This is a genomic window from Nitrospinaceae bacterium, from assembly GCA_018669005.1.
Classification (GTDB): domain Bacteria; phylum UBA8248; class UBA8248; order UBA8248; family UBA8248; genus UBA8248.
Genome location: JABJAL010000070.1, coordinates 1 through 23,474, shown reverse-complemented (window position 1 = coordinate 23,474; position 23,474 = coordinate 1). Strand labels below are relative to the sequence as shown.

Here is a 23,474-nt window from a genome sequence, read left to right as displayed (position 1 = left end):
GAAAATTTAGGATGACAGCCAATAGACCGTTGCGCATTCTTCGACTTATAGCTCGCCTCAATGTAGGGGGGCCTGCGCGTCATGTAATTCTGCTGACTGAAAAGTTTCGCGAGAAAGGATGGGTGTCCGAGCTTGTCGTTGGAGAAGTGGATGCATCAGAGGGCTCGATGGAGGATTTTGCGGCGGCCAAGGGCATTGTCCCTGTTAAATTTGAAAAGCTCGGCCGAGAAATAAGCTTTCTCCAAGATTTGCCTATGATTTGGAGGCTTTTTCGTTACATGGTTTCATTCGGACCTGATATCGTCCACACACACACGGCGAAAGCGGGTGCTGTTGGTAGGGTTGCCGCATTGCTATACCGCCGTCTTCACTGGAGGGGGCTTTGGGCGCCGAGGAGAGTGCTTGTTTATCACACGTTTCATGGCCATGTTTTGTCGGGATATTTCTCTCCGCTCAAAAGTCGGATTTTTCGTCTACTTGAGCGTGGATTAGCGTATATCTCAACCAACCTGATTACATTGAGCGAGTCCCTTCGAGATGAACTGGTCGGGTTTGGTGTAACCAGAAGTGAGAAAATGGCGGTTGTCTCCTTGGGTATTGAACTCGACGCTTTTTTGAAGACAAATGAATCTGTTCTCGGAGAGCGCGCGATAAAAAAAAATCTTTCCCTCCCTGTCGATGTTCCTCTCGTGGGTATTGTCGGCCGATTGGTGCCTATTAAGGATCACGTTTGTTTTTTTGAATCGGCGGCCCGCGTTTTAAAAGAAGGGGTAGGAAAGAGGTCTGGTCTGGCACATTTTCTCATCGTGGGCGATGGCGAGATGCGTTCCGATCTTGAGGAAAAGGTAAGGAAGTTAGGGATAAACGAGCGGTGCCATTTTCTTGGGTGGCGTTCCGATTTGCCGGCGATTTATGAATGCTTGGATTTGATTGCTTTGACCTCAAAAAATGAAGGAACGCCCCTGTGCATCATAGAGGGAATGGCGGCTGCCCGTGCGATAGTTGCCACCCAGGTTGGCGGCGTGGGAGATTTGACGGGCATACCACAAGACGGGAATTATGATGCTCTGCCTGGAATAGGTGAGTTTCATGTGGGTGCAGTGGGCGCTCTGGTTCAATCGGAAGACAGCAAAGGTTTTGCGTCGGCCATGGGTTTTCTGTTAAACGACCCAAGTAAACTGACAGATATGGGCCGTGTGGGCCGAGAGCGTGCTCGCCAGTATTCAATAGATCATCTTGTGAATAATCTTGAATCGTTATACTTGGGTAATAGCCAATAGGGTTTGTGGAGATCATGCAGGAAATTCAGACAGGTAAAAATTCAATGCCAGAAAATGAATTAGTTAGCCAGGATATTTTAAATCGAACCAGCAAAAGTTTCGGGTATCAGTGGCGGGAGTTCAAAGAAATTTCGCCGGAAGACGAAGAGCATTTCTTGAATTATATCTTTCCTGTTGAAGCATCTTTTTTCGAGGGAAAGGTTGGTCTCGATGCCGCATGTGGGTTCGGTCGGCATTTGTTCTACTCTGCGCGCTACGGGGCGAAGCTTGCCATTGGAATGGATTTTAGCGACGCCGCCATTTCCGCAAAGGAAAATACACGGGAGTTGGGAAATGCTCGAGTCGTGAAAGGATCCGCCTATCAGATTCCGTTTCAGACGGATAGCCTGGATTACGTTTATTGTATTGGGGCATTGCACCATATGCCCGATCCTGAAGGTGCTTTTGTAGAGTTACAGAAATATTTAAAGCCGGGTTCTCCGATTTTTATTTGGGTTTATAGTAAATCAAGAGGGCGTTTAAACGCTTTGCTTGAAGCGGTTCGCAAGAGAACGACCAGAATGCCTTACGGAATCTTAAAAGCGATATGTTTACTTGCGGCTTGTCTTGATTATGGGTTGTTTATATTGCCATATCGTCTTTTGAAGGCGATTCCAGGTGTTGATTCGCTGACACCTCGCAGAATTAAACTCTATGCAAAATTTCCTTTTCATACTTGTTTTGCAGATTGGTTCGATCGTCTGTCTGCCCCTATTCGATTTTATTATAATCGCGAAGACATGGAAGGCTGGGCGGAAAGGTCAGGTCTGAGCAATGTGAAAATTTCGCCCACCGGACTTTATGGTTGGCGCCTATATGGCGAGAAGCCTAACTAAGGGAAGGCACCCCATAGAGTATCGATGCAATATTTGATGGGATATTGGGCTGAAAACCTCATTCTAAGTATTATCCTCTAGTACTCCTCATGAGTCTTTGAATTATCCTAAATTATTGAAAAAAATGTTTTTTTGTTGACATTGGGTGTGTAAATGATTTACGTTCAACCTGTGAACGCAAGGAATGGCGAATAACGAGCGAATTTAAACTGGCCGCCTAATTGTGGAATCGGGCTTTGAGCGCAGAATGGTACGCAGTCCATATTAAGAGTAATCATGAACGAGTTGTCCGCGACATTCTGGAGCGGATGGAACTCACCGTATTTCTCCCTGAAAAATTGACTCTAAGCCGGAGGCGTGATCGACGTAAAACGATTCTCGCCCCATTGTTTCCTGGTTATCTCTTTGTTGAGCCTGGGGCTCGGATTGGATGGGCTAGGGAAGTGGTAACTACACGTTCGGTTGTCAGGATTTTGGGCCAAGGTGGGCATCCGATGCCCATGTTTAAAAACGAAGTAGAATCTCTTCGAATTCTTCTTGAGAGCGGAGAAAATTTTAAGGAAATTTCCTATCTCGGGCCGGGGGATGCTGTTCGTATTGATGATGGGCCCCTTACGGGGGCTGAAGGAAAAGTGATCCGAATTAGCCGGAAGGAACATCTGGTGGTTTCGGTTGCATTGTTGCAGCGCTCCGTTGCTGTCGAACTCTCGGAAAAACAGGTTGTGAAAATATCCTGAATGTTTTGAGTTTTTATAAATTCACGATTCTGAGATTAGAAAATTGTCGGAATGTGAAAAGACTTCAGGTAAGTTGTGTATGTAAGTATTTGAAATAATGATCGTTGCGTTGTTTTGTTAGTGGCCCGAGAGGGCGGAGCTGTATCTTCTCTTTTGTGATGTTTTTTCCCCTCCCCTTTTAAATCCTTCGAAATAAAGAGACGTGGGTCGTGCGTAAATCTGATATTCAAGAGTTGAAGTTGATGGAAGAGATTGACCGGGCGGATGGTGCAACCACCCAAAGGGAACTTGCGAATAAACTAAATATTTCTTTGGGGCTTGTTAACTCTTTCGTAAAACGCATTGTTCGAAAGGGTTATTTCAAAGTAACGACGATTCCTGGGCGCCGGGTACAGTACATATTGACTCCTAAGGGTATTTCTGAGAAATCTCAAAAAACGCTAAGTTACGTTCAGTACTCCCTGACCTACTACAAGGATGTTCGCTCGAAATTACAGGAACTTGCTTTGGACCTGATGACAAAGGGAGTGAGGCGGGTCGCGTTGGTGGGAGTGGGAGAGCTTGCAGAGCTTTTTTATTTGACTATGAAACAAAATGACATTGAAATAGTCTCAGTTTCATCTCTTGCGAGTTCGGGAGAATTCTTCTTGGGATATCAGGTGGGTCCTTTGGATGAGTTATCTGATTTTTCTGAGTATGTATGTGTAATGGAGCTTGAAAAAATAGATGAATGCATTGAGCGCCTAAGGGAGTTAGGGGTGCCAGATGACAGGATTGTTCTCAGTTCCAATTTGTAGGAAACGTGTAGAAGTCATTCGCTTCTTAGGAGGGTTGAAAATAGATGAAGGTTCTAATTTTAGGTGGCGATGGTTTCCTCGGCTGGCCGACGGCCATGCACCTATCTTCATGCGGTCACGAAGTTACTGTAATCGACAATTACTTTAGGCGTACGGCTAGTGCGGAGATCGGTGCACCGCAACTTTACGCTACCCCAAAATTGAATGAGCGCGTGGTCGCATGGGCAGCAAAATCCGGAAAAGACATTAAAGTATTTGAGGGGGATGTAACGGACTGTAAGTTCTTTCTCGATGTATTCAAGAAAGTTGTTCCTGATACAGTCGTTCATTACGCTGAACAACCCTCGGCACCCTATTCTATGGCCAATTATGAGCAGGCTCGTTTCACCTTGAACAACAATCTTACGGGTACGCTAAATCTTGCTTATGCAGTACGGGAAGTGAATCCCGAATGCCATATTGTCAAACTCGGCACCATGGGTGAGTACGGGACTCCGGATATCGATATCGAAGAAGGATTCATCGATATCGAACACAAGGGCAGAAAAGGTAGATTTCTCTTTCCGCGTCAGGCGGGCTCCCTCTACCACACGACTAAAATTCAGGATACGGATCTGCTCTACTTTTACGTGCGGGCGTGGGGGCTTCGCGTAACCGACCTAATGCAAGGGCCGGTTTACGGTCTGTTTACGGATGAGATGGATGACGATGAAAATCTCTTCACGTGTTTTAGCTATGATGAAACGTTTGGAACGGCGTTGAACCGTTTTGTTGTCCAGGCTGTTGCGGGAATACCTCTGACCGTTTATGGGGCCGGTGGGCAGACGCGTGGCTATCTGAATATCAAGGATACGATGCAGTGTATTCGCCTGGCGGTGGATAATCCATTGGATGAGGGTGGGTTGCGGGTGTTTAACCAATTCACTGAAACTTTTTCGGTAAATGATCTTGCGGATCGTGTGGTGAGGGCAGGAAAAATGCTCTCGCTGGATGTGCAAGTCCAGTCAGTCGAAAATCCCCGAGTCGAGGCAGAGGAGCATTATTATAATCCTGCGCTAAGCGCACTGCCCGATCTGGGCCTTGAGCCAAATCTTCTGACCGATGATGTGCTCGCGCGTATTCTCGAAACGGTAATGAAGTACAAGAGTAATATTCATGCAGAATCGATTCTTCCGAAAACGAAATGGAAATGAGTAAACGGTTTAGTTCACGGTTTCAGATAGATGGTGTTGGGGTAGGAGAAGATTGCCCCGCTTATCTGATCGCCGAGGCCGGTGTTGCGCATTTTGGCAGCGTGGAAAAAGCGTTTCGGCTGGTGGACATGGCGGTGGAGGCCGGGGCGGATGCCGTTAAATTTCAGATCTTCGATACGGACGCCCTCATTGGGCGCGAGGCGGCCGCTTGGCGGGAGCGCTTGAGTAGTAGATGCCTTCCCTACGATGATTTTTATCGTGTCCGAGATTACTGTGATGATAAAAACATCACTTTTTTTGCCACCGCACACGATGAGCCGAGTCTGGATTTTCTTGATGAACTCAAGGTACCAGTTCATAAAATTGGCTCGGGCGAGGTGGATAACTGGCCATTCATCTCGAAGGTTGCGGGGCGGGGAAAACCCGTTATTTTATCCACCGGGATGTACACTTTTGAGAAAATCACTAAAGCGCTCGATGTGGTATTCGAGGCCGGAAACCGGGAGGTGGTGGTGCTGCATTGCGTGACAAACTACCCTTCGCCTCCCGATGAAATTAATCTTCGGGTGATGGATGCTATTCGCGAGGCTTTTGATGTAGTGACAGGGTATTCGGATCATACGGCTGGCATTTACATTCCCTTGGCCGCAATTGCGCGGGGCGCACGAGTTCTCGAAAAACATATTTCGTTGGATTTCAACGTTCCTGATGCGCAGGATTGGAAAGTTTCTTGTGGGCCCGAAGATCTTCCTGAGTTGATTCGAGGTGCGCGCGAAATTGAAGCGAGTCTTGGCTCAGGAGAGCGCGTACCCAACTCGGCTGAGCTGGAGAGTATTCTCTGGGCACGAAAGAGCCTGGTAACGAGGAAAGCAATGAAAGCGGGAGATGAATTAACTTTGGATGTGCTCGCCTTTAAGCGACCGGGCACGGGCATTCCTCCCTCGGATGCCGAGAAGGTTGTCCACCGCCGCATCAATATCGATCTTGAGTCTGATACCGTCATACAGTGGGAGCATCTGAATTGAGCCACCGCAAGATTTGCATCATTATCACCACCCGCGGAAATTACGCGAAGATGAAATCGGTCATCGAGAGTATTCAAAAAACCCCGAATCTTGAGCTTCAGCTCATTTTGGGGGGTGGCGTAATTTTGGAAAAATACGGACGTATTCTTCATTCGGACGACAGCATTAATTTGCCCGTGGACAGGATGATCCATTTTCTGCTCGAAGGTGAAAACCCTGTTACAATGGCGAAGTCTGCTGGAATCGCTGTTACCGAGTTCAGTACAGCATTCGAGGATTTGAAGCCCGATGTTGTTTTTGTCATCGCTGATCGCTTCGAATGTCTGCCAATTGCTATGGCAGCCTGCTACATGAATATACCCATTGCCCACATGGAAGGCGGAGAAGTATCCGGCTCGATCGATGAAAGTATTCGCCATTCAATCACCAAGCTGGCACATCTGCATTTCCCAACCTCAGAGAATGCCGCTAAAAGAATAGAGCGCATGGGCGAGGCACCAACGACGATTTTTCCGGTTGGCGCAACTAGTATGGACGTCATCGCCGGACAGGATCTTGATAACCTTGACCCAGTCCGTGCTTATCAGAAAGATTATGGGCTGGGAGAGTTGGTTGATATTGAGCCTGGTAACTATCACATCGTTATCCAGCATCCGGTTACGACCGAGTATGATGATAATTTCAAGAACGTGAATGAGACGATTGCGGCGATTGATGGATCGAAGATGCCGGTAATTTGGATTTGGCCCAACATGGACGCAGGTTCTGACGGTATCAACAAAGGAATTCGTTTCTATCGAGAAAGAAAATCTCCCACCAACGTACATTATTTTAAAAGCTTACCTATCGAATTGTTCGCCCCCTTATTGAAAAACGCAACTTGCATCATTGGTAACTCGTCCAGCGGCATCCGAGAGGCGGCTTTTCTCGGGACGCCCTCGGTGAACATCGGAACACGTCAGGGAGGCCGGGAGCGCGGGCGCAACGTTATCGACGTTGGCTATAGTTGTGATGAAATTGCGGAAGCTATGGAGCGGCAGGCCAACCATGGTAAATACGAGCCTGACTATCTCTATGGCGACGGTAAATCTGGAAAAAGAATTACCGACATTCTCGAAAAATATGAATTTACATTACAGAAACGGATCACGTACTAACAAGCATCCGAGTCGATTTCCCTCTGTATATAATCCTTTTGCATAGATGAGCACCGAATGGCCCAAAAACCAGTAGCGCTTTACTACAGGATGCTTAAATATCAACCAGAGAACTTGAAACGTCTGGACGATCTTTTCAGTGTTATCGAGCTAGATGATCCGTCGGAAGATACCCCTGAAATACTCTCCCGCGTAGAGGTGTTGTTCGCGCCGCTTGGCTATTTCGTGGGGAAAGAAAAGATGGATTTGGCCAAGAGGCTGCGCGTCATAGCCTCCAACACTACGGGACATCCACATATAGATGTTGATTGCGCTGTCTCGAAGGGAATTTTTGTTGCCTGCTTAAAATTCGCTCCAGAGTTTTTAAAAACAATCACCCCGACAGCTGAACTGACCTGGGGGCTAATACTTGCTCTTAGTAGAAAAATTCTAACCGCCCATGAAAGCGTTCTGGCCGGTAATTGGGATAGGCGTCCATTTGGAGCGCCTGGAATGCTTTCGCGAATGAGTCTTGGAGTCGTCGGGCTGGGTCGTCTTGGCTCATTGGTAGCGAATTATGGATTGGCGTTCGGCATGGAAGTTCGGTATTTCGATCACTCGGAAAAGACCATCGATCCCCGCATCAAAAGGGTTGCTACGCTCAAAGAACTAGTTTCTGTGAGTGATGTTATTTCGGTTCATATCCCTCATGAGCCTGAGACAGAAGGCATATTCAACCGGGAAATATTCGATTCATTCAAGCAGGGCTCTTACTTCGTCAACACCGCGCGGGGAGAGTTGATCGACTGGAATGCGCTTTACAGTTCACTTGAAAATGGACATATCGCAGGGGCCGCGCTTGATGTTTTCGAAGGAGAATTTGTCCCTGGCTTTATCGACAATTTTCCCGAACATCCATTTTTGAAGTATGCAAGAGAGCACGACAATGTAATTTTCACTCCCCACATTGGGGGCTCTACGATTGATGCCTGGCTGGAGACCGAGGCGCATACCATCGATATGGTGGTAGATGAACTTTCCCGCCACTAGAAAGAAGGCTGTCTTTTACTCCTAGAATAATCTGAAACTTTGTTTGTCGCGAGGTTGAGTTTGAGTAAGAAATCGGAAAATAAAATTCAAGAAACAAACGAAAAAATCACCGGTTGGCTTTTTCCCGTCTCCGTATTAAGGCAATTTCCATCGCACTCCCTTGTCTTGTTCTTTATTTTGATCGTGAATACGTTCCTTGCGAGTGCGAGCGCGGGTATTTTTCTTCCCACAATCGAAATATTGCTTAGCCCGGAAAATACACAATCTGGTAGCTATGAATTTTTGTCATATTTCTTGGATGATCTAAGCTCTCGGAGCCGTCTGGTTTTTGTTCTGAGCGGGATGTTGGCCGTATTCACGCTTAAATTTTTCGTTCAGATCCTTAGGGTCTATGTATCGAAACTTTATTCCGAAAAATGTCGGCGCAGATGGGTTTCTATAATTTCAGATAAATATTTTCATGCAACATTAACGGAAATCAAACAAAAAAAACCTGGGACGCTTTCGCATAACTTGGTGCAGGAGCCGCTGAGGGCAAGTCGTTTTGTTTTTAATCAATTTGAGTTCGTGGCCGCATTCTTAGCATTTGTCGGATTGTTTCTGATCGCCAGCTTTGTAAATTGGAAGGTTGTTGTCAGTGTTGGTCTGGGGCTTGGAGTGGTGTTTGTTTTGTACCGGAAATACTTTGCAGGGATTGCATACGAACTGGGAAAAGAGCGAGTCGGTCATCATCATGACGCATCGGGCCAGTCCACAGAAACATTGATCAATTTGCGGGACGTAAAAGCATTATCGATAGAAGGTAGGCAGCAGGGAATTTTAATGGACACCATCCGAAGGTTGGGTCATGTGATGGTGAAGATAGCGGTATATCAAGAAATTCCGCGAGCGGCGCCTGAATTGATGGGAGTTGTTTTTTTTGCTTCCTTTATCGCGGTGTCCACACTCATGCTGGGGAATCAGTTTCACGAATTCATTCCCCAACTCGCGTTTTTTGCCGTTGTGTTTATGAAACTCCTTCAGCAGGTTTCCTTGTTGATGGCTTACAGGATGACGATCCTGAACGATCTGTATTCATTTCGATTGATGGAATCGGAAAGTGTAGGAGAGGGAGCCGAAGAGAATAATGATTTAGGCCAATCGTTATCGTCGATAGATACGGATTTAAAGTTTGAGGATGTATCTTTTCGTTATGTCCCTGGGGAACCTGTGATTGACGGGATGGACCTGAATATTCCCTTTGGCAATTTGGTGTTTCTACTCGGGCCGTCGGGATCAGGGAAATCGACTCTGGCCGATATGTTGGTTCGTTTTCTCAGTCCCGATAGCGGAAGGATAGTTGTTAATGATAGTGATATTTCAAAGTTCAAGATAAAGGATTGGCGCCGGGTGATCGGGTATATCGGCCAGGAGGCGAATCTTTTCCACGGCACAATTATGGAAAATGTCCTGTTGGGGGCTCCCGACGTATCACCTGAAGAGGTGGAGAGCGCTTGTCGTGCAGCGGGTGCTTACGATTTTATTTCTCGGTTGACAAAGGGCTTCGATACGGTTGTAGGCGAGCAGGGAGATACTATATCGGGCGGACAACGGAAGCGAATCGCCATCGCGCGGACACTGGTTCGTAAGCCAAGTGCTTTAATATTAGATGAGACAACAAGTTCATTTGAGATAAATCTTGAAACCGAAATTCTGGACTCTCTGATTAAGTATCCGGGATTAAAAACGATCATCGTAATCACACACCGATTAGAGAGTGCCAAAAAAGCGAATATAATCCATGCGATAGAAAAAGGAAAGGTCGTGGCGTCGGGCAGATATGAGCAGGTGCGGCGCGATTATGCGATATTCGGTAATGCTGTCAGAGCACATAATTAATCTTACGCATAAGGTGTTGTTATGGTGACTGTATCGGTTTTGATTAATGCGAGAACGAAGTCTACGAGAGTTCCCCGGAAACTGGTTCGGACTTTCGCAGGAACTACCTTGATCGAGATTGCCCTTGAGAAGATCGACAAGATGGATTTTTTTGCCCATCGCTATTACGGGGTTGCGGAAGAGGAATTGATTGTTAAAAAAGATAAATTTACGAATGTAGAATTACTGAAGAGAAAACCTGAGTCGGTTGAACCTGGTTATAATAAGCATGAGGTAATCTACGAGCATTATCGAAAAATTGAATCGGACTATATCTTCTGGCTGAATCCCTGCCACCCTCTATTGACCATAGATACGGTGAAAAGAGCGGCGGAATATGTGCTTGAAACTGAGCACAATTCCTACACGTCTATGATGGCAACAACGGACTGGATATTCGACGAAGATGGCATTCCACTTACGAATCTGACGCCAAATGTTGTTTCGACTCATCATACGAAAAAATATTATAAGGTTGCGCACAGTTTCCATGTATTTAAGAAGGCCTACTTTTTAAAGACTGATCAGTTTTGGACATTCTCTCAAAATGATCCTTGTCGAATTGAAGTGCCCGAAAATGAGTGTCTCGATGTCGATACGCCTTTCGAATTTGAGACTGCGGAAGCCGTTTATATCCGCAAGCAGGCAGAAGAAAGGTAGTTGTAAAGCAGAATGTTTGGTGGTGCTGTAAATAATATTGGGCCTTGAATTTCTTTTGGGTATATTGATGACGTGTCGTGTGTTCTGTGAGCGGTGAGTTCAAGCAAGAATTCGATCTGGTTCTGGTGTTTCCCGTTTTTCGTACGGCAACGGCATTCCTGTCGATAATAAAATATCTACATACCAGCTACAGTGTTGGAATTCTGTTGTGTCGGCCGGAGGGAAGCGAAAATCAGGAAAAAAAATCGGGGCAAACGGACAATCAGTTTTTAGCGCTTTGCCGTGAATTGGGTGCGGATATCATCGAAGAGGGTCCTGTTAGGTCCCGGTTGGTCATCCTCAGCTATTCAAGTTACTCCCGAGAATATCTCGATGCTCTGAAAAGAAAAGTCATATCGGATAGATACTGGATAATGCATGGTGTGTTGTCCGGAAATTTTGCGATGGAGGGTATTGCGGGATTTGAATTTGAAAAACATTTACTGCCCGATCAGAAATTTTACGAATGGCGTCTTAGCGAAAGCCCGGAAGAGCAAGCCATCAATGTGCCACCAGAAAAACGAATTGAGATTGGTACGCCCTATAAGATATATCCGCTGTTTGATGATCTTGAAGCTGACTATTTGATAGCTGTTCCAACGTTGTTCGGAATGCCTGCCATAGAAGACCGACTTCGATTTGTGAGGACAGTGCGAGATATTTTAAAAAAAATACTGCCGGGCGACAGGGTGATACTCAAACCGCATAATGCCATCGAAGAGGGGGCGGACGCTCCTGGACATGCGAAGTTGTTTCGATTGCTGGAAAAACCATACATTAAAATCTTTCATGGACTGATACTCGGCCTCGCAGGGCTCTTTGCCCCGGAGTCGACACAATCGCCTGATGGCAGCAATTCTCGACTGAGAAGACTTCTTTTGGAAGTGCAGATAGCGATTCATTATCATGTCATCTTAAAGCGGTCGATGTTGATGAAGGATGTCACTCCGTACCACAATTTTGGACTTGAGGTGTTTCTTCCGGGCATCAAGAAAGGTGTGATAACCGGTCGAAGCGCAACGTTGTGGCACGCGCTGCACAATCATTTGCCGGTGTTTAATTGCGTAGACGATGAGAAGGTGAATTTTGACATCGTCCTAAAGGATAGTTTAGCGAACAGAATTCACCCGAAAATAATGGAATATCTCGCTGTGCCCTATTGCGATGGGAAATTGGATTTTGATGAAAAATATTTTTCCGTGATAGCGCCCTCAACGTTTGCAGGGGATTTAATCAAATTAATCAAGGAAGCTTTACCCGCTGTTTCAACGGCCCAGAATGAGTAAGGATTTATTTTGGGAGTTATAAAGGCGGCGGCGCGAAAACTTGTTGGCGAAAAAATTTATCATCATCTGGCCAGTATTAAATCGAAAATCAAAATTCTGTTGGTGCTGGGCAGGAGGAAACTCTGGTCACGTCCTAATTTCATGCTTGACGCTGCTGTTTCCATGGAAATTTTCGATGAGCCTTCAGCGGAGATATTCTTCGGATACTATGATCTTGTGCCTTTTTCGCGTGACGAGCGCCGTATGCTTGCGATGCGAAAGTCACTGGGTACCGCTTCAAGAACGTCGGAAATTGATATTTCTGTTGGTTATTTTAACCTTGGGGAAAGAGAGCCCCGGTTCATCGAGATCGGGAAGACAAAAACATGGTGCTGGCAGCAGGGTTGCCGACTTCAATGGTTCCCCGGCAAATCGGAATCCATGGTTCTTTATAACCGTCAGGTAAACGGTGCTCATGGTGCAGTTTTGCAGAACATCGAAACAATGGATGTTGAGCGGACCTACCCTAGGCCGATTTATTCGTTGAGTGCCGATGGACGGGCGGGGCTCTCGCTCAATTTCGTGAGGCTCCAGCGCTTGCGACCCGGTTATGGCTATGACGATCTGCCGGATGAAACGGATGGGGAGAGCCGACCGGAAAACGACGGCATATGGTCGATTGATATGAAGTCTGGCGAAAGCGCCCTGCTGTTTTCTGTCGCGGAGATCGCTCGGATGGATCCACGGCCAACGATGGACAATGCCGAGCATTATTTTAATCATATCCTTTGGAATCCAGATTCCACACGGTTTATGTTTTTTCACTTATGGATGCGCGAGGGGAAGCGCTATATCCGTTTAATTACGGCCAATCGTGACGGTAGCGATCCTTATGTCCTGTATAATGAAGATCATGTTTCTCATTATTGGTGGTTGAGTCAGGACGAGATCGTCGCCTTTTCAACCCATGCCAAATCGGGAAGTCATTATCATTTATATAAAGACAAGAAAGGTTGTGTCGGTATTGTCGGCGCGTCAGTGCTTGATCGGGACGGGCATCCTAGCTTTCGCCCAGGTTCCCAGGTAATGCTCACCGACAGCTACCCGGACGGGCGCTTTGAGCGAGGCTTGATGCTTTATGATACCGAGACTTTGGAATTGAAAAAGCTGGGAAAATTTTACAGCCCGCCTTTTCTTTCGGGTGAGCATCGGTGCGATTTGCATCCGCGCTGGAGCCCGTCGGGTAAAATGGTTTGTGTCGATTCCGCGCATAGAGGTAACAGAAGTATGTGTGTTTTGAATTTTAATTGAAAATATTTTTGAATTTAACTTAAAGAAAGTTGAGTATGCCTAAAACTGAAGTGTTGGCAATAATTCCTGCGCGTGGTGGCTCGAAAGGTCTTCCAGGTAAAAATTTACGCACCATAGGGGGCGTTTCTCTGGTCGGGCGAGCTGTCCTCGCGGCGCTCGCGGCGCCCAGTGTAACGAGGGTGGTTGTCTCCACGGACAGCGATGAAATATCTAAAGAGGTAATAAAGGTCGGGGCCGAGGTGGTTAGGCGACCCGAGTCAATAAGCGGAGACGAGGCGACCTCTGAGTCTGCTCTAGTTCATTGCCTTGAAGAGCTTAGAGACCAGGAAGGATATCAACCGGAATTAACTGTTTTTCTCCAGTGCACCTCCCCACTTTTGTTGTCCGAGGATATCGAGGGCACTGTGCGGGCGCTAGGGGAGGCGAATGCTGATTGTGCTTTCGCTGTGGCAAAATTCCAGCGGGTCATATGGCGCTTTGATGCCTCGGGCGAAATCAAAGGTGTTAATCACGATGCTCGCTCCAGGCAGCGGAGGCAAGAGAGAAAACCTGAATACGTGGAGACGGGTTCCGTCTATGTGATGAAGACGGCGTCCTTTCTTTCTGCTGGCTACCGTTTTTGCGGGAAGTTGGTGACTTACGAGATTCCCCATAATCGCTCTCTTGAGATTGAAGACGAAACTGATCTTGAAATTGCCGAAGGTTTCGCCTCTGTGCTGGGGCAGTTCGACAAATTTGAGCAAAATCCAAAGGCACTGATTATGGATTTCGACGGTGTGTTTACGGATAACCGTGTTTTGGTTCTCGAAGACGGTCGCGAGGCGGTTTGGTGTAGTCGGGGAGACGGGCTGGGCCTGGAGCGGTTACGGAAAATGGGTGTGGAACTTCTTATCCTGTCCAAGGAGCCGAACAAGGTAGTGATGGCGCGCGCTAATAAGCTTAAAATTGAGTGCCTGCACGGAATCGACGACAAGTTGCCAGCCATGAAAGAATGGCTTTCGAGTCACAGTCTCCGGGCTGATGAAGTGATATATGTTGGGAACGATCTGAATGATAAAGAGTGTATGGAGGCGGCAGGGATTGGAATCGCGCCGTCAGATTCAGTGCCTGAGATAATTGCTATTGCAGATATGGTGCTGAAATTTCCCGGAGGCGGGGGGGCGCTTCGTGAAATATGCGATATGTTTCAAGACCAATAAATTAGCGGCGGATAAAAGTAAATGAAAAACAGGGTAGGGATCATGCAAGGGCGAATGGTGCCTCCTATCGATGGAAATATTCAGATGTTTCCCGTTGGTGTGTGGTCGGATGAATTCGCTTTAGCCAAAGAGGCCGGGATTGAATTCATTGAGTGGATTTATGAGTGGAAAACTGAGTCAGATAATCCGATGTCGACTGATGAGGGCGTAAGCCGGATGCGTTCCCTGTCGGAGTCGTCTGGTGTCGAGGTAGCTTCGGTGTGTGCAGATTATTTCATGGAAAAACCACTACTCGGGGTCTCGTCTGATGAACTCCAATCCCGAATCGGTAAATTATCGTGGCTGATTAAATCTTGCTCGGCTCTTGGTGTGGGTAGAATCGTAATACCATTCGTGGACAATTCGTCAATAAAATCGGAGAAGGATGAAGAAATGGCCCTCGATGCGCTTGGGGCTGTATTGCCTGAAGCCGAAGCGCTAAATATTGAACTTCATTTAGAAACTGATTTTGGGCCGGAGGCATTTCGAAAGTTTCTCGACCGCCTCCCGCATCCGATGCTGAAGGTTAACTACGATAGTGGCAATAGTGCTTCCCTTGGGTATCCGCATGATGAGGAACTTGATGCATATGGCGCTCGACTCGGTAGTGTTCATATTAAAGATAGGGTGCGGGGAGAAGGGAGTGTTCCCCTTGGAGAGGGCGACGCGAACTTTGAGGTTTTGTTTGAATTCCTAAAACGCTTGGACTACCAAGGTGATTTTGTTCTTCAGGTTGCACGTGGCGAAGATGGTGAAGAGGTTGCGTTGGCACGATCTAACAAAGCATTCATGAAAAAATACTGGGATAGCTTATGAAGCTTGGTCTTGATGGCGCCTCGGTTTTTGTGTCGGGTTCCTCGCGTGGCATTGGCTTGGCTGCTGTCAGGGCATTTCTCGGCGAAGGGGCGAATGTCACTCTCACCGGGAGAGATGAAGCTTCTTTAAAAAGTGCACAAGCTGAATTGTCAGCCGATTATGACCCCGAAAAAATTATTCTTCATCAAGGCGATTTGTGCGAGATATCTGTAATTCGCGATGCTGTGGATGCTGCGCTAGAGCGTTGGGGGAAAATAGATTGCCTTGTCGCCTCCGTGGGTACAGGTGTTATCAAGGCGGGTTGGAATCTCGGGGATGAAGAGTGGCAGCGAGCGTTGACGACAAATTTTCACGCGTCTGTACGCCTTATTGAGGCGGTAGCGCCTCATATGGTGGAGCGAAATGCAGGTGCCATCGTCGCCATCGGCTCCATTGCGGGGGTGGAAAGTCTTGGGGCGCCGCTTCCCTATGGAAGTGCAAAGGCCGCGCTGAGTCATTATGTCGGGGGGCTGGCTCGTGAGGTAGGTCCGAGCAAGATTCGAGTGAATTGCATTGCCCCTGGGAATATTATGTTTCCAGGTGGTAGGTGGGAGGAGAAAGTGAATGAAAGGCCCGATTTTTTTCGGGAATATATTGAGCGGGAAGTGCCTCTGCAGCGCTTTGGCACGCCCGAGGAAATTGCCAATCTGGCGGTGTTCCTGTGCTCAAACATCTCTTCGTTCATCACCGGGACCACGATTATTTCGGATGGCGGCCAGACTCGGAGTGTCCTTTGAGCGGAGATGAAAGCAGGATGAAAGAATTGTTCGGGCTCAATGGTCAGGTTGCCGTTATTACCGGCGGCGCCGGATTGTTGGGCGTGAAGCATAGCGAGGCCATTGCCATGGCCGGGGGAATTCCGGTTTTGCTGGATATTGATGCCGGACGAGCGGTGGCGGCGGCGAAAAAGATTTCCGATCAATACCGAAGTGACGCTGTAGGGTTAGGTTGTGACATCACCCGGGCGAATATGGTGGAAGAGGTACGAGATAAGATTCTTGAGCGATTTGGACGCATAGATATCCTCATAAACAATGCGGCGAATAATCCAAAAGTGGAAGATGGTCCCGAGGGGGAGAACTGGTCGCGTCTAGAAAACTTTCCGCTAGCGCAATGGAACGAGGATGTCGCGGTGGGGCTCACCGGGGCTTTTTTGTGTAGCCGGACTTTCGGTGCGGAAATGGCTCGGCGAGGAAGTGGCGTTATCATCAATATTGCCTCAGATCTCGCCATTATTAGCCCCGACCAGCGACTATACCGAAAAGAAGGGGTGGCAGAGGAGCGGCAGCCGGTTAAACCCGTTACATACTCTGTTGTAAAGACGGGGCTTCTCGGTCTTACTCGCTATCTTGCGACCTATTGGGTAGAAAAAGGTGTGCGTGTTAATTCGATTTCTCCTGGCGGCATTTACACCAATCAGCCGGAGGACTTTGTTGAAAAGCTGAGTGCGTTAATCCCGATGGGCAGGATGGCGGACGTTGACGAGTATCAAGGTGCTATTCTCTTCCTCTGCTCCAAGGCATCTTCGTACATGACTGGACACAATTTGATAATGGATGGTGGAAGGACTACCTGGTGAGCCTGAAATCCTCTGAACTATTTTCAATCGAAGGGAAAACGGCGCTTCTTACGGGAGCGGGTGGTTTTCTCGGAAGAACGATGGCGCGGGCGCTGCTTGAAAATGGAGCGCGACTGATAGCCCTCGGAAGGTCCGAGCGTTTCATGGATGAAACGGCGAAGTGGACAGATGAATTTGGCGCAGAATGGGTGCATGTTGTCCGGGTGGATATGTATGAAAATGAGCAACTCGAAAATGCGTTGAGAGGCGTGGTTAAGAGTGAGAGGGTTGATATTCTCGTTAATAATGCGCATGAATTGAACGAGAACACCGGATTTAATGTATCTGAAGGAAGTTTGGAAAAGGGTAGTTTTGATGTATGGATGCGAAATCTTACGGGTTCGGTATGCTGGCCCGCGATAACGACAAAAATTATTGGCACAGATATGAAGAGCAGGGGGAAAGGGAGCATCATCAATATTTCTTCGATGTATGCGCTGGTGGCGCCAAGCCCATTGCTTTACGAGGAAACTGAATTTATCAATCCTCCCGCCTATTCGGCGGCAAAGGCCGGTATGCTGGCGCTAACGCGCTACACGGCTTCTTTTTGGGGGCGATATGGCGTGCGGGCAAATGCCATGTTGCCGGGGCCGTTTTCAAATACCGAGGATAATGGCCCCAATAGTGTAGGCGATGACGATCCTTTTCTGCGCCGCCTACATGATCGCACTTGTCTTGGTCGGACGGGTGGGGCAAAAGAATTGGCGGGGCCTCTCATTTTTCTCTCTTCTGATGCTTCGAGTTATATGACTGGCCATGCTCTCACCGTGGACGGGGGCTGGACGATTATTTGATAGTTGGGGTGGGAAATCGATTTGTTTCCCGGAATGTTTTTTTAAAGAGGAAGAATAAATGACGATTGAAGCTGTAAAGATCGATGGCACGCTTGTCGGGCCAGGGGAGCCTTGTTATGTAATTGCGGAAATCGGTATTAATCATAATGGCGATATCGAAACCGCGAAAAAACTAATTTCGGCGGCGGTGTTTTCCGAGTGCAACGCCGTTAAATTTCAAAAACGCACGGTGGATGTTGTTTATGGAGAGGAGGAGTTGGCGCGTCCTCGCGAAAATCCATTCGGGCCAACGAACGGAGATTTGAAGCGAGGTCTCGAGTTTGGTCATGATGCCTATAAAGAGTTAGCGGAATTCTCGGTAGCAAACGCAATTCACTGGTTCGCGTCATGCTGGGATGAGGCGGCGGTTGATTTTATCGAACAGTTTGCGCCGCCCTGTTATAAAATTGCTTCGGCTTCTCTGACGGACGATAATTTGCTGAAGCATCACCGTAGCTTCGGTCGCCCGATTATCATCTCCACGGGGATGAGTACCATTGAGCAGATTGACCATGCCGTTGAGGTTCTTGGAACAGATGATTTGCTCTTGATGCATACGACGAGCACATATCCCTCCAAATCCGAAGAACTCAACTTGCGTGTTATTAATACGTTAATCGAGAGATACCAAATTCCAATTGGCTATTCGGGTCACGAGGTCGGCTTGGCGACCACCTTAGGAGCTGTGGCGCTAGGTGCCTCGATGGTGGAGCGCCATATCACGCTAGATCGCGCCATGTGGGGTTCCGATCAGGCAGCTTCGGTTGAGCCCTATGGTTTCTGGCGGCTCATCCGGGACATAAAATCCCTGGAGTCGGCGATGGGCGACGGCCAGAAAAAAGTGTTTGAGAGTGAAGTCCCGATTATGGAAAAACTTCGCCGGGTTGGATAGTAGTTGTTTTGAAAATTCAGTTGTTAATTTCTGATATTGGTGATGACGAAAAGTATCTATTCGGAAAGTGGGTGCATCGTCAGGCGATACTGAGTTCTTTGAGCGCACGCAAGGTTAATTCTCCAAGCGTGGCAACGTCTTTTTCGAAGGGGATTTCCTCTTCGGTATAGCCCTTTCTTTCCAGTAATCCGGTATATAGATTCATTGTGTCTGATCTTTCTAGAATGGTGGCAATGTAGGCTTCAAGTGCTCTTTCGTTGTGCTCATGTGTATCGAGCAGTTCCCTGATGATTTCCGGCATCCGTGTCAGGTCCTCACATCGGCGAACCATCGTATCTGGCAATAAATTGGTGGAAGTGTGCCCCAAGGTGAGAACCGGTTTTTTGTGGAACATACTATCTAAGGCTACTGTGCCCGCGGGAAGTGTAATGAGGTCAGCCTGTGCGACGAGCGCGGGTACTTCCATCTCGGGTGGAACTATTTTGACGCGGGGAATGTTCAGCAATTTCCGATAGGCCGATATAGAGCGTTTGCCGACCATCCAGGGATGTTCTTTCACCGCCAAATTCATATCGACGGGAAGACTGGTCGCAATCATCCGAATAATCTCAATCTGATTCATTAGGGGGCGACAGTTAATTAAAAGCGATACTTCCGGCTCTGTATGGAGCGGAAAAAACGCGTAACGAATTTTTTGAAGTTGCTCAGATGTGGTGTAGAGGGGCCTCAATATTCTGTCCTGATAGCGAGCCCGTATAGGGTTTAAAATTCCATTGAAGAGAGTCGGGGTCAGAATTCCAGGCACATGGTTGTCGCTTGCGGCGACACTGTTTTTGTATTTCAGGTGGGCTTTCCATAGCCTGAAAGTGGGCCCCAGAATGTTTCTCTTAAAGTTTAGGCGCTGCGCGGTTTTCGCCGAGGGCACGGGTTGTCCTTCATAGCGGCTGAAAGAGCGTTGACGTGCACTCTCTATCACTTCTTTGGCTTGTGTGATTTTGCTGGGGAGAGAAGACATATTCTTGTTGAATGCTACTACCAACTCCGGGCCCGGCTCTTTGATTGTCGAACTATAGTAAGCGTAGTTTCCGCCGATTCTCGATGGTCTCAGATTTAGGTACGGAATATTCCGGGCTTTTGCAAAAAGGGAAGCCAAATATTCGAGTGCCGTCGTGCAAACATAACCGATAACGTAGTCGGGTTGTAGCTCATCGAAAAGTTTTTCCATGGCGAGAACGGATTCTTCAAGAATCCGATAAAGTTCTCTGTCGTCGAATCGTCGCCGGTAGTCCTGTCGGTAGGTGCAATGGGGACCTAGGAGTAGCCTGCGATCAGCCACGATGGCGCCAAATAAATCTTCGAGCCCCAATTCTTTTTCGTAGCGGGCGAGAAGGGCAGGGTTGGCCATGCCGCTCCGTTTGTTGGTTATCTCCCATTCTTTTAAAAGGAGGTGTCCGGCACCCTCGAAGGCTGGATGATTTTTAATCCATTCTGTGTAGTACCAGCTGTTCGAGATGGTGTAGCCGGTTCGACCGAGTTCGATTTTATCCGACAGGTGGTTTCCTAAAGCCTCGAACATGTTGAGGCTGGCACCCTGTGTCGTGAAAAGTAAATTCACCTTAGATCGCCCATGATGTGTGAGTAGAAAAATCTACGAGCCACTTTGAGAATCAAATTCCTTGTGAATATAGCATGCGAACGTTAGTAATCAACAGTTTTGCAGTGGAATACATCTTCTAAACAGGAGAAGTTGTCAAATGTTTTTTGAGCGAATTCTTTTACAAAGGGTGAGCCTGAGGAAGCGCCGCTCAAGGGTGAAGTAGTTGCGGATAGCTTATCTTTCTGAGTCAATAATCCCCTCCAGATTCGCGAATAGCGTTCACGTGATGAAAATGTGTAATGCCCTGGCGGGACTGGGCGCGGAGGTTTCGCTTTACGCTTTACGTGGCAATGAGAGTGCCCCCGATCTGTATAAACACTACGGTGTTCCGGACAGTTTTCAGATTAAGCTTGTTTCAAGTCGATTGTTGTTGGGCCGACCGACGCCTATAGCCCTCCTGATGGCGCTCAGGGCGAAATTTGACGGAGCGGCGTTGGTGTATGGAAGAAATCTGACGGCCTGTTTTTTCGCCTCTTTGCTTGGCCTCCCAGTAATATACGAAAGTCACACTCCGGCCAGTGGTCTCCGGAAAAGCAAAAAGATGTTGCTTAATAAACTTGTACGCTCCAGGCAGATTAAGGGATTTGTAGTTATCTCGAAGCCTTTGTTTCAAGATTTCAAGGAAATATACAATTTGCCGGATGAGAAATTATTAGTGGCACACGATGGGGCTGACGAGCCGGATAATACGCCTGTTAAGTCTTTTTCGAACGATGATTTTTTTCATATCGGCTACGTCGGCCAGCTTTATCCAGGGCGGGGCATGGAAATTATCGAGGGCCTGGCCCGCCAGTGCCCGTATGCATGTATTCATGTGGTCGGCGGAAACAATGAGGACATAGAGCGCTGGAGGAACAGGTATCGAGACGTTGGCAATCTAATTTTTCATGGTTTCGTTCCGCCCGCAGAAACTGCGGGATTCAGGGCGGCATGTCAGGTGCTTCTGGCCCCGTATCAGCGCAAAGTAACAATAGCCGGTGGTAACAATACCGTTGCTTGGATGTCTCCACTAAAAATATTCGAGTACATGTCGGCAGGCAGGCCGATTGTATGCTCAGATTTGCCCGTTTTGCATGAAGTCATGGAGGATGGGCGCAATTGCGTTATGTGTCCGCCCGAGGAAGTCGAGTCGTGGCGCAGAGCGATCGATACGCTCTGGCGGGATCTTGGAATGCGCGAAAAGCTGGGGCAGGAGGCGTACCGAGATTTTCAAAAAGAATATTCATGGAAGATTCGGGCTAAAAAAATTCTGAATTATTTTGTGTGAATGCTCTTCCTCTAAAATACATCCAATTTACGGTTTATTTGTTTGAAATAATTTCAATAAGGAAATTTGAAAATCATGTGCGGTTTCGTAGGCTTTGTGGACCTTGAAGGCTCGTCTCCTCCTGGCGAATTTGGTGCGATTGTCGATCGGTGTGCCGAAACAATTCGCCACCGGGGCCCGAATGATGACGGAACTTGGGTTGATGTAGAGGCTGGTGTTGCTTTGGGATTTCGCCGCTTGTCGATTATCGATTTGAGCGAAAGTGGACATCAGCCGATGCGCTCGGCCTGTGGCCGTTATGTGATTGTCTATAATGGCGAGATTTATAATTTCAGGCATCTTCGCGAAGAGTTGAAGACGCATGGTTTTACCTTCCATGGCACTTCGGACACAGAAGTGTTGCTGGCAGGTATTGCCCACTGGGGGATCGATGGAGCTCTTAAGCATGCGAACGGTATGTTCGCCCTTGCACTTTGGGATCGTGAGAATCGTTCCCTGACTCTCGCTCGGGATAGGATTGGGCAAAAGCCCCTCTATTATGGCTGGTCGAGCGGCGTGTTCTTTTTTGGTTCCGAAATCAAGGCAATAGAAAGACATCCTGCCTTCACGTCGAATATCGATAGAAATGCCTTGGCCCTGATGCTTCGCCATGGCTATATTCCAGCGCCATCGTCCATTTATTCGGGTCTCAAAAAACTACTCCCTGGTACATCTCTCACTATGAGCAGTGGTAATTTGGGACGTGGTGAGAGCGTAACTCCTTCTCCTTATTGGTCGGCTGTTGAACAAGCCGAAACTGCGTGTGTGGGCGAATTTAAGGGGAGTATGGAAGATGCGGTGGATGAACTTGAGAAACTTTTAAAAGATGCGGTCGATCTATGTATGGTCGCCGATGTGCCGGTTGGGGCATTTTTGTCAGGAGGGGTCGATTCGTCGGTCGTGGTGGCTTTGATGCAAGAGTTAAGTCCAAAGCCGGTGAAGACATTTTCAATAGGATTTCATGAAAGTATTTTCAATGAAGCTGAACACGCGAAAGCGGTAGCGGCGCATCTTGGAACAGATCACACGGAACTCTATATAACCGAGGCCGATGCGCTTGCAGTCGTACCTGAGCTACCCACTCTCTATGACGAACCATTCGCAGACTCTTCTCAAATCCCAACCCATATAGTTTCTCGGCTTGCGCGTGAGAAGGTTACGGTGAGTCTTTCGGGAGACGGGGGCGATGAATTGTTTTGTGGATATAACCGCTATATCTGGGCAGATTCGATGCGACGTGTTTTCAAGGTAAGCCCCCATCTTCTGCGGTTGGCTGCGAGTGCGGGCATAAAAAGCGTGCCCGTATCGGCCTGGAATGCCCTGGCGGGCTCGGCGGGTAAATTCCTTCCGCAGCGATACCGGCATATGCAGGTCGGGGACAAGCTTCATAAATTGGCCAGATTATTTGAGTCCCCGAGTATTGAGGAGATGTATCTTCGTCTAATTTCTCTTTGGCAGCATCCTGAAGAAATCGTGCTGGATAGCGCAGAAGCTCCAACCTCGCTTGATGGAATGAAGGGACATCTGAAGGGAAATGATTTCCGGCATCGGATGATGTTAATGGATACGCTAGGGTATTTGCCGGATGACATCCTTGTGAAGGTGGACAGGGCCGCCATGGGGGTTAGTCTTGAGTCTAGAATCCCCTTGCTGGATCACCGAATTTTCGAGTTCGCCTGGAGCCTCCCTCTTTCATATAAGTTGCATGATGGAGCCAGTAAAAGGGTTTTGCGCCAGGTTCTATACCGCCACGTACCACCAGCGTTGATCGAGAGACCTAAAATGGGATT

The 23,474-nt window shown here is 47.8% G+C and carries 21 protein-coding genes; 20 read left to right on the top strand and 1 reads right to left on the bottom strand.

Features of this window, described 5'->3' with window-relative positions; translation table 11 throughout:
* Positions 1-11: 11 nt before the first annotated feature.
* From HOJ95_09485 to HOJ95_09400, 18 genes are all read left to right on the top strand, one after another.
* On the top strand, positions 12-1,280 hold the full coding sequence (locus HOJ95_09485) for a glycosyltransferase (protein ID MBT6394925.1): 1,269 nt from the start codon (positions 12-14) through the stop codon (positions 1,278-1,280).
* Positions 1,281-1,294: 14 nt separating this feature from the next.
* On the top strand, positions 1,295-2,155 hold the full coding sequence (locus HOJ95_09480; protein MBT6394924.1) for a methyltransferase domain-containing protein: 861 nt from the start codon (positions 1,295-1,297) through the stop codon (positions 2,153-2,155).
* A gap of 236 nt (positions 2,156-2,391) precedes the next feature.
* Positions 2,392-2,892, top strand: coding sequence for a UpxY family transcription antiterminator (locus tag HOJ95_09475; protein ID MBT6394923.1), 501 nt, complete (start codon positions 2,392-2,394; stop codon positions 2,890-2,892).
* A gap of 209 nt (positions 2,893-3,101) precedes the next feature.
* On the top strand, positions 3,102-3,689 hold the full coding sequence (locus tag HOJ95_09470) for a winged helix-turn-helix transcriptional regulator (protein ID MBT6394922.1): 588 nt from the start codon (positions 3,102-3,104) through the stop codon (positions 3,687-3,689).
* Positions 3,690-3,733: 44 nt separating this feature from the next.
* Entirely contained in the window at positions 3,734-4,882 is a 1,149-nt protein-coding gene (locus HOJ95_09465; protein ID MBT6394921.1) for an NAD-dependent epimerase/dehydratase family protein, read from the top strand.
* Positions 4,879-5,907 (top strand): N-acylneuraminate-9-phosphate synthase, encoded by a 1,029-nt coding sequence (locus tag HOJ95_09460; protein ID MBT6394920.1) that lies wholly within the window; start codon positions 4,879-4,881, stop codon positions 5,905-5,907. Before HOJ95_09465 ends, HOJ95_09460 begins: the two co-directional genes overlap by 4 nt.
* Before the next feature lie 50 nt (positions 5,908-5,957).
* Positions 5,958-7,064: a UDP-N-acetylglucosamine 2-epimerase (hydrolyzing) gene (gene neuC / locus HOJ95_09455; GenBank protein MBT6394919.1), complete on the top strand. Its 1,107-nt coding sequence runs from the start codon at positions 5,958-5,960 to the stop codon at positions 7,062-7,064.
* A 57-nt stretch (positions 7,065-7,121) separates the two neighbouring features.
* Positions 7,122-8,093 carry a hydroxyacid dehydrogenase gene (locus HOJ95_09450; protein ID MBT6394918.1) on the top strand — a complete coding sequence of 324 codons (972 nt, stop codon included), beginning with the start codon at positions 7,122-7,124 and terminating at the stop codon, positions 8,091-8,093.
* A gap of 60 nt (positions 8,094-8,153) precedes the next feature.
* Positions 8,154-9,971, top strand: coding sequence for an ABC transporter ATP-binding protein (locus HOJ95_09445; protein MBT6394917.1), 1,818 nt, complete (start codon positions 8,154-8,156; stop codon positions 9,969-9,971).
* Between the two features lie 21 nt (positions 9,972-9,992).
* Complete coding sequence (locus HOJ95_09440; protein MBT6394916.1) at positions 9,993-10,670, top strand: hypothetical protein; 678 nt, start codon at positions 9,993-9,995, stop codon at positions 10,668-10,670.
* 443 nt (positions 10,671-11,113) lie between these two features.
* Positions 11,114-11,995: a hypothetical protein gene (locus HOJ95_09435; GenBank protein ID MBT6394915.1), complete on the top strand. Its 882-nt coding sequence runs from the start codon at positions 11,114-11,116 to the stop codon at positions 11,993-11,995.
* 9 nt (positions 11,996-12,004) lie between these two features.
* Entirely contained in the window at positions 12,005-13,285 is a 1,281-nt protein-coding gene (locus tag HOJ95_09430; GenBank protein MBT6394914.1) for a hypothetical protein, read from the top strand.
* Between the two features lie 35 nt (positions 13,286-13,320).
* Positions 13,321-14,484, top strand: a complete 1,164-nt coding sequence (locus tag HOJ95_09425) for an acylneuraminate cytidylyltransferase (protein ID MBT6394913.1) — start codon at positions 13,321-13,323, stop codon at positions 14,482-14,484.
* Positions 14,485-14,505: 21 nt separating this feature from the next.
* Positions 14,506-15,339 carry a sugar phosphate isomerase/epimerase gene (locus HOJ95_09420; GenBank protein ID MBT6394912.1) on the top strand — a complete coding sequence of 278 codons (834 nt, stop codon included), beginning with the start codon at positions 14,506-14,508 and terminating at the stop codon, positions 15,337-15,339.
* Positions 15,336-16,115 carry an SDR family oxidoreductase gene (locus HOJ95_09415; GenBank protein ID MBT6394911.1) on the top strand — a complete coding sequence of 260 codons (780 nt, stop codon included), beginning with the start codon at positions 15,336-15,338 and terminating at the stop codon, positions 16,113-16,115. The genes HOJ95_09420 and HOJ95_09415 overlap by 4 nt, the downstream gene beginning before the upstream one ends.
* 17 nt (positions 16,116-16,132) lie before the next feature.
* Complete coding sequence (locus tag HOJ95_09410) at positions 16,133-16,957, top strand: SDR family oxidoreductase (protein MBT6394910.1); 825 nt, start codon at positions 16,133-16,135, stop codon at positions 16,955-16,957.
* Positions 16,954-17,790: an SDR family oxidoreductase gene (locus HOJ95_09405; protein ID MBT6394909.1), complete on the top strand. Its 837-nt coding sequence runs from the start codon at positions 16,954-16,956 to the stop codon at positions 17,788-17,790. Before HOJ95_09410 ends, HOJ95_09405 begins: the two co-directional genes overlap by 4 nt.
* Positions 17,791-17,848: 58 nt before the next feature.
* The gene (locus HOJ95_09400) at positions 17,849-18,721 is read left to right on the top strand and encodes an N-acetylneuraminate synthase (protein MBT6394908.1); all 873 of its coding nucleotides are present in this window, start codon (positions 17,849-17,851) and stop codon (positions 18,719-18,721) included.
* A gap of 79 nt (positions 18,722-18,800) precedes the next feature.
* Here HOJ95_09400 and HOJ95_09395 read toward each other — a convergent pair whose 3' ends face one another.
* Entirely contained in the window at positions 18,801-20,336 is a 1,536-nt protein-coding gene (locus HOJ95_09395) for a hypothetical protein (GenBank protein ID MBT6394907.1), read from the bottom strand.
* Between the two features lie 274 nt (positions 20,337-20,610).
* Between HOJ95_09395 and HOJ95_09390 the strand changes: the two genes are divergently transcribed.
* Together HOJ95_09390 and asnB are read left to right on the top strand one after the other, a co-directional pair.
* Entirely contained in the window at positions 20,611-21,645 is a 1,035-nt protein-coding gene (locus HOJ95_09390) for a glycosyltransferase family 4 protein (protein MBT6394906.1), read from the top strand.
* 75 nt (positions 21,646-21,720) lie between these two features.
* Positions 21,721-23,474 (top strand): asparagine synthase (glutamine-hydrolyzing) (gene asnB / locus HOJ95_09385; GenBank protein MBT6394905.1); only part of this gene is annotated, 1,754 nt, incomplete at its 3' end.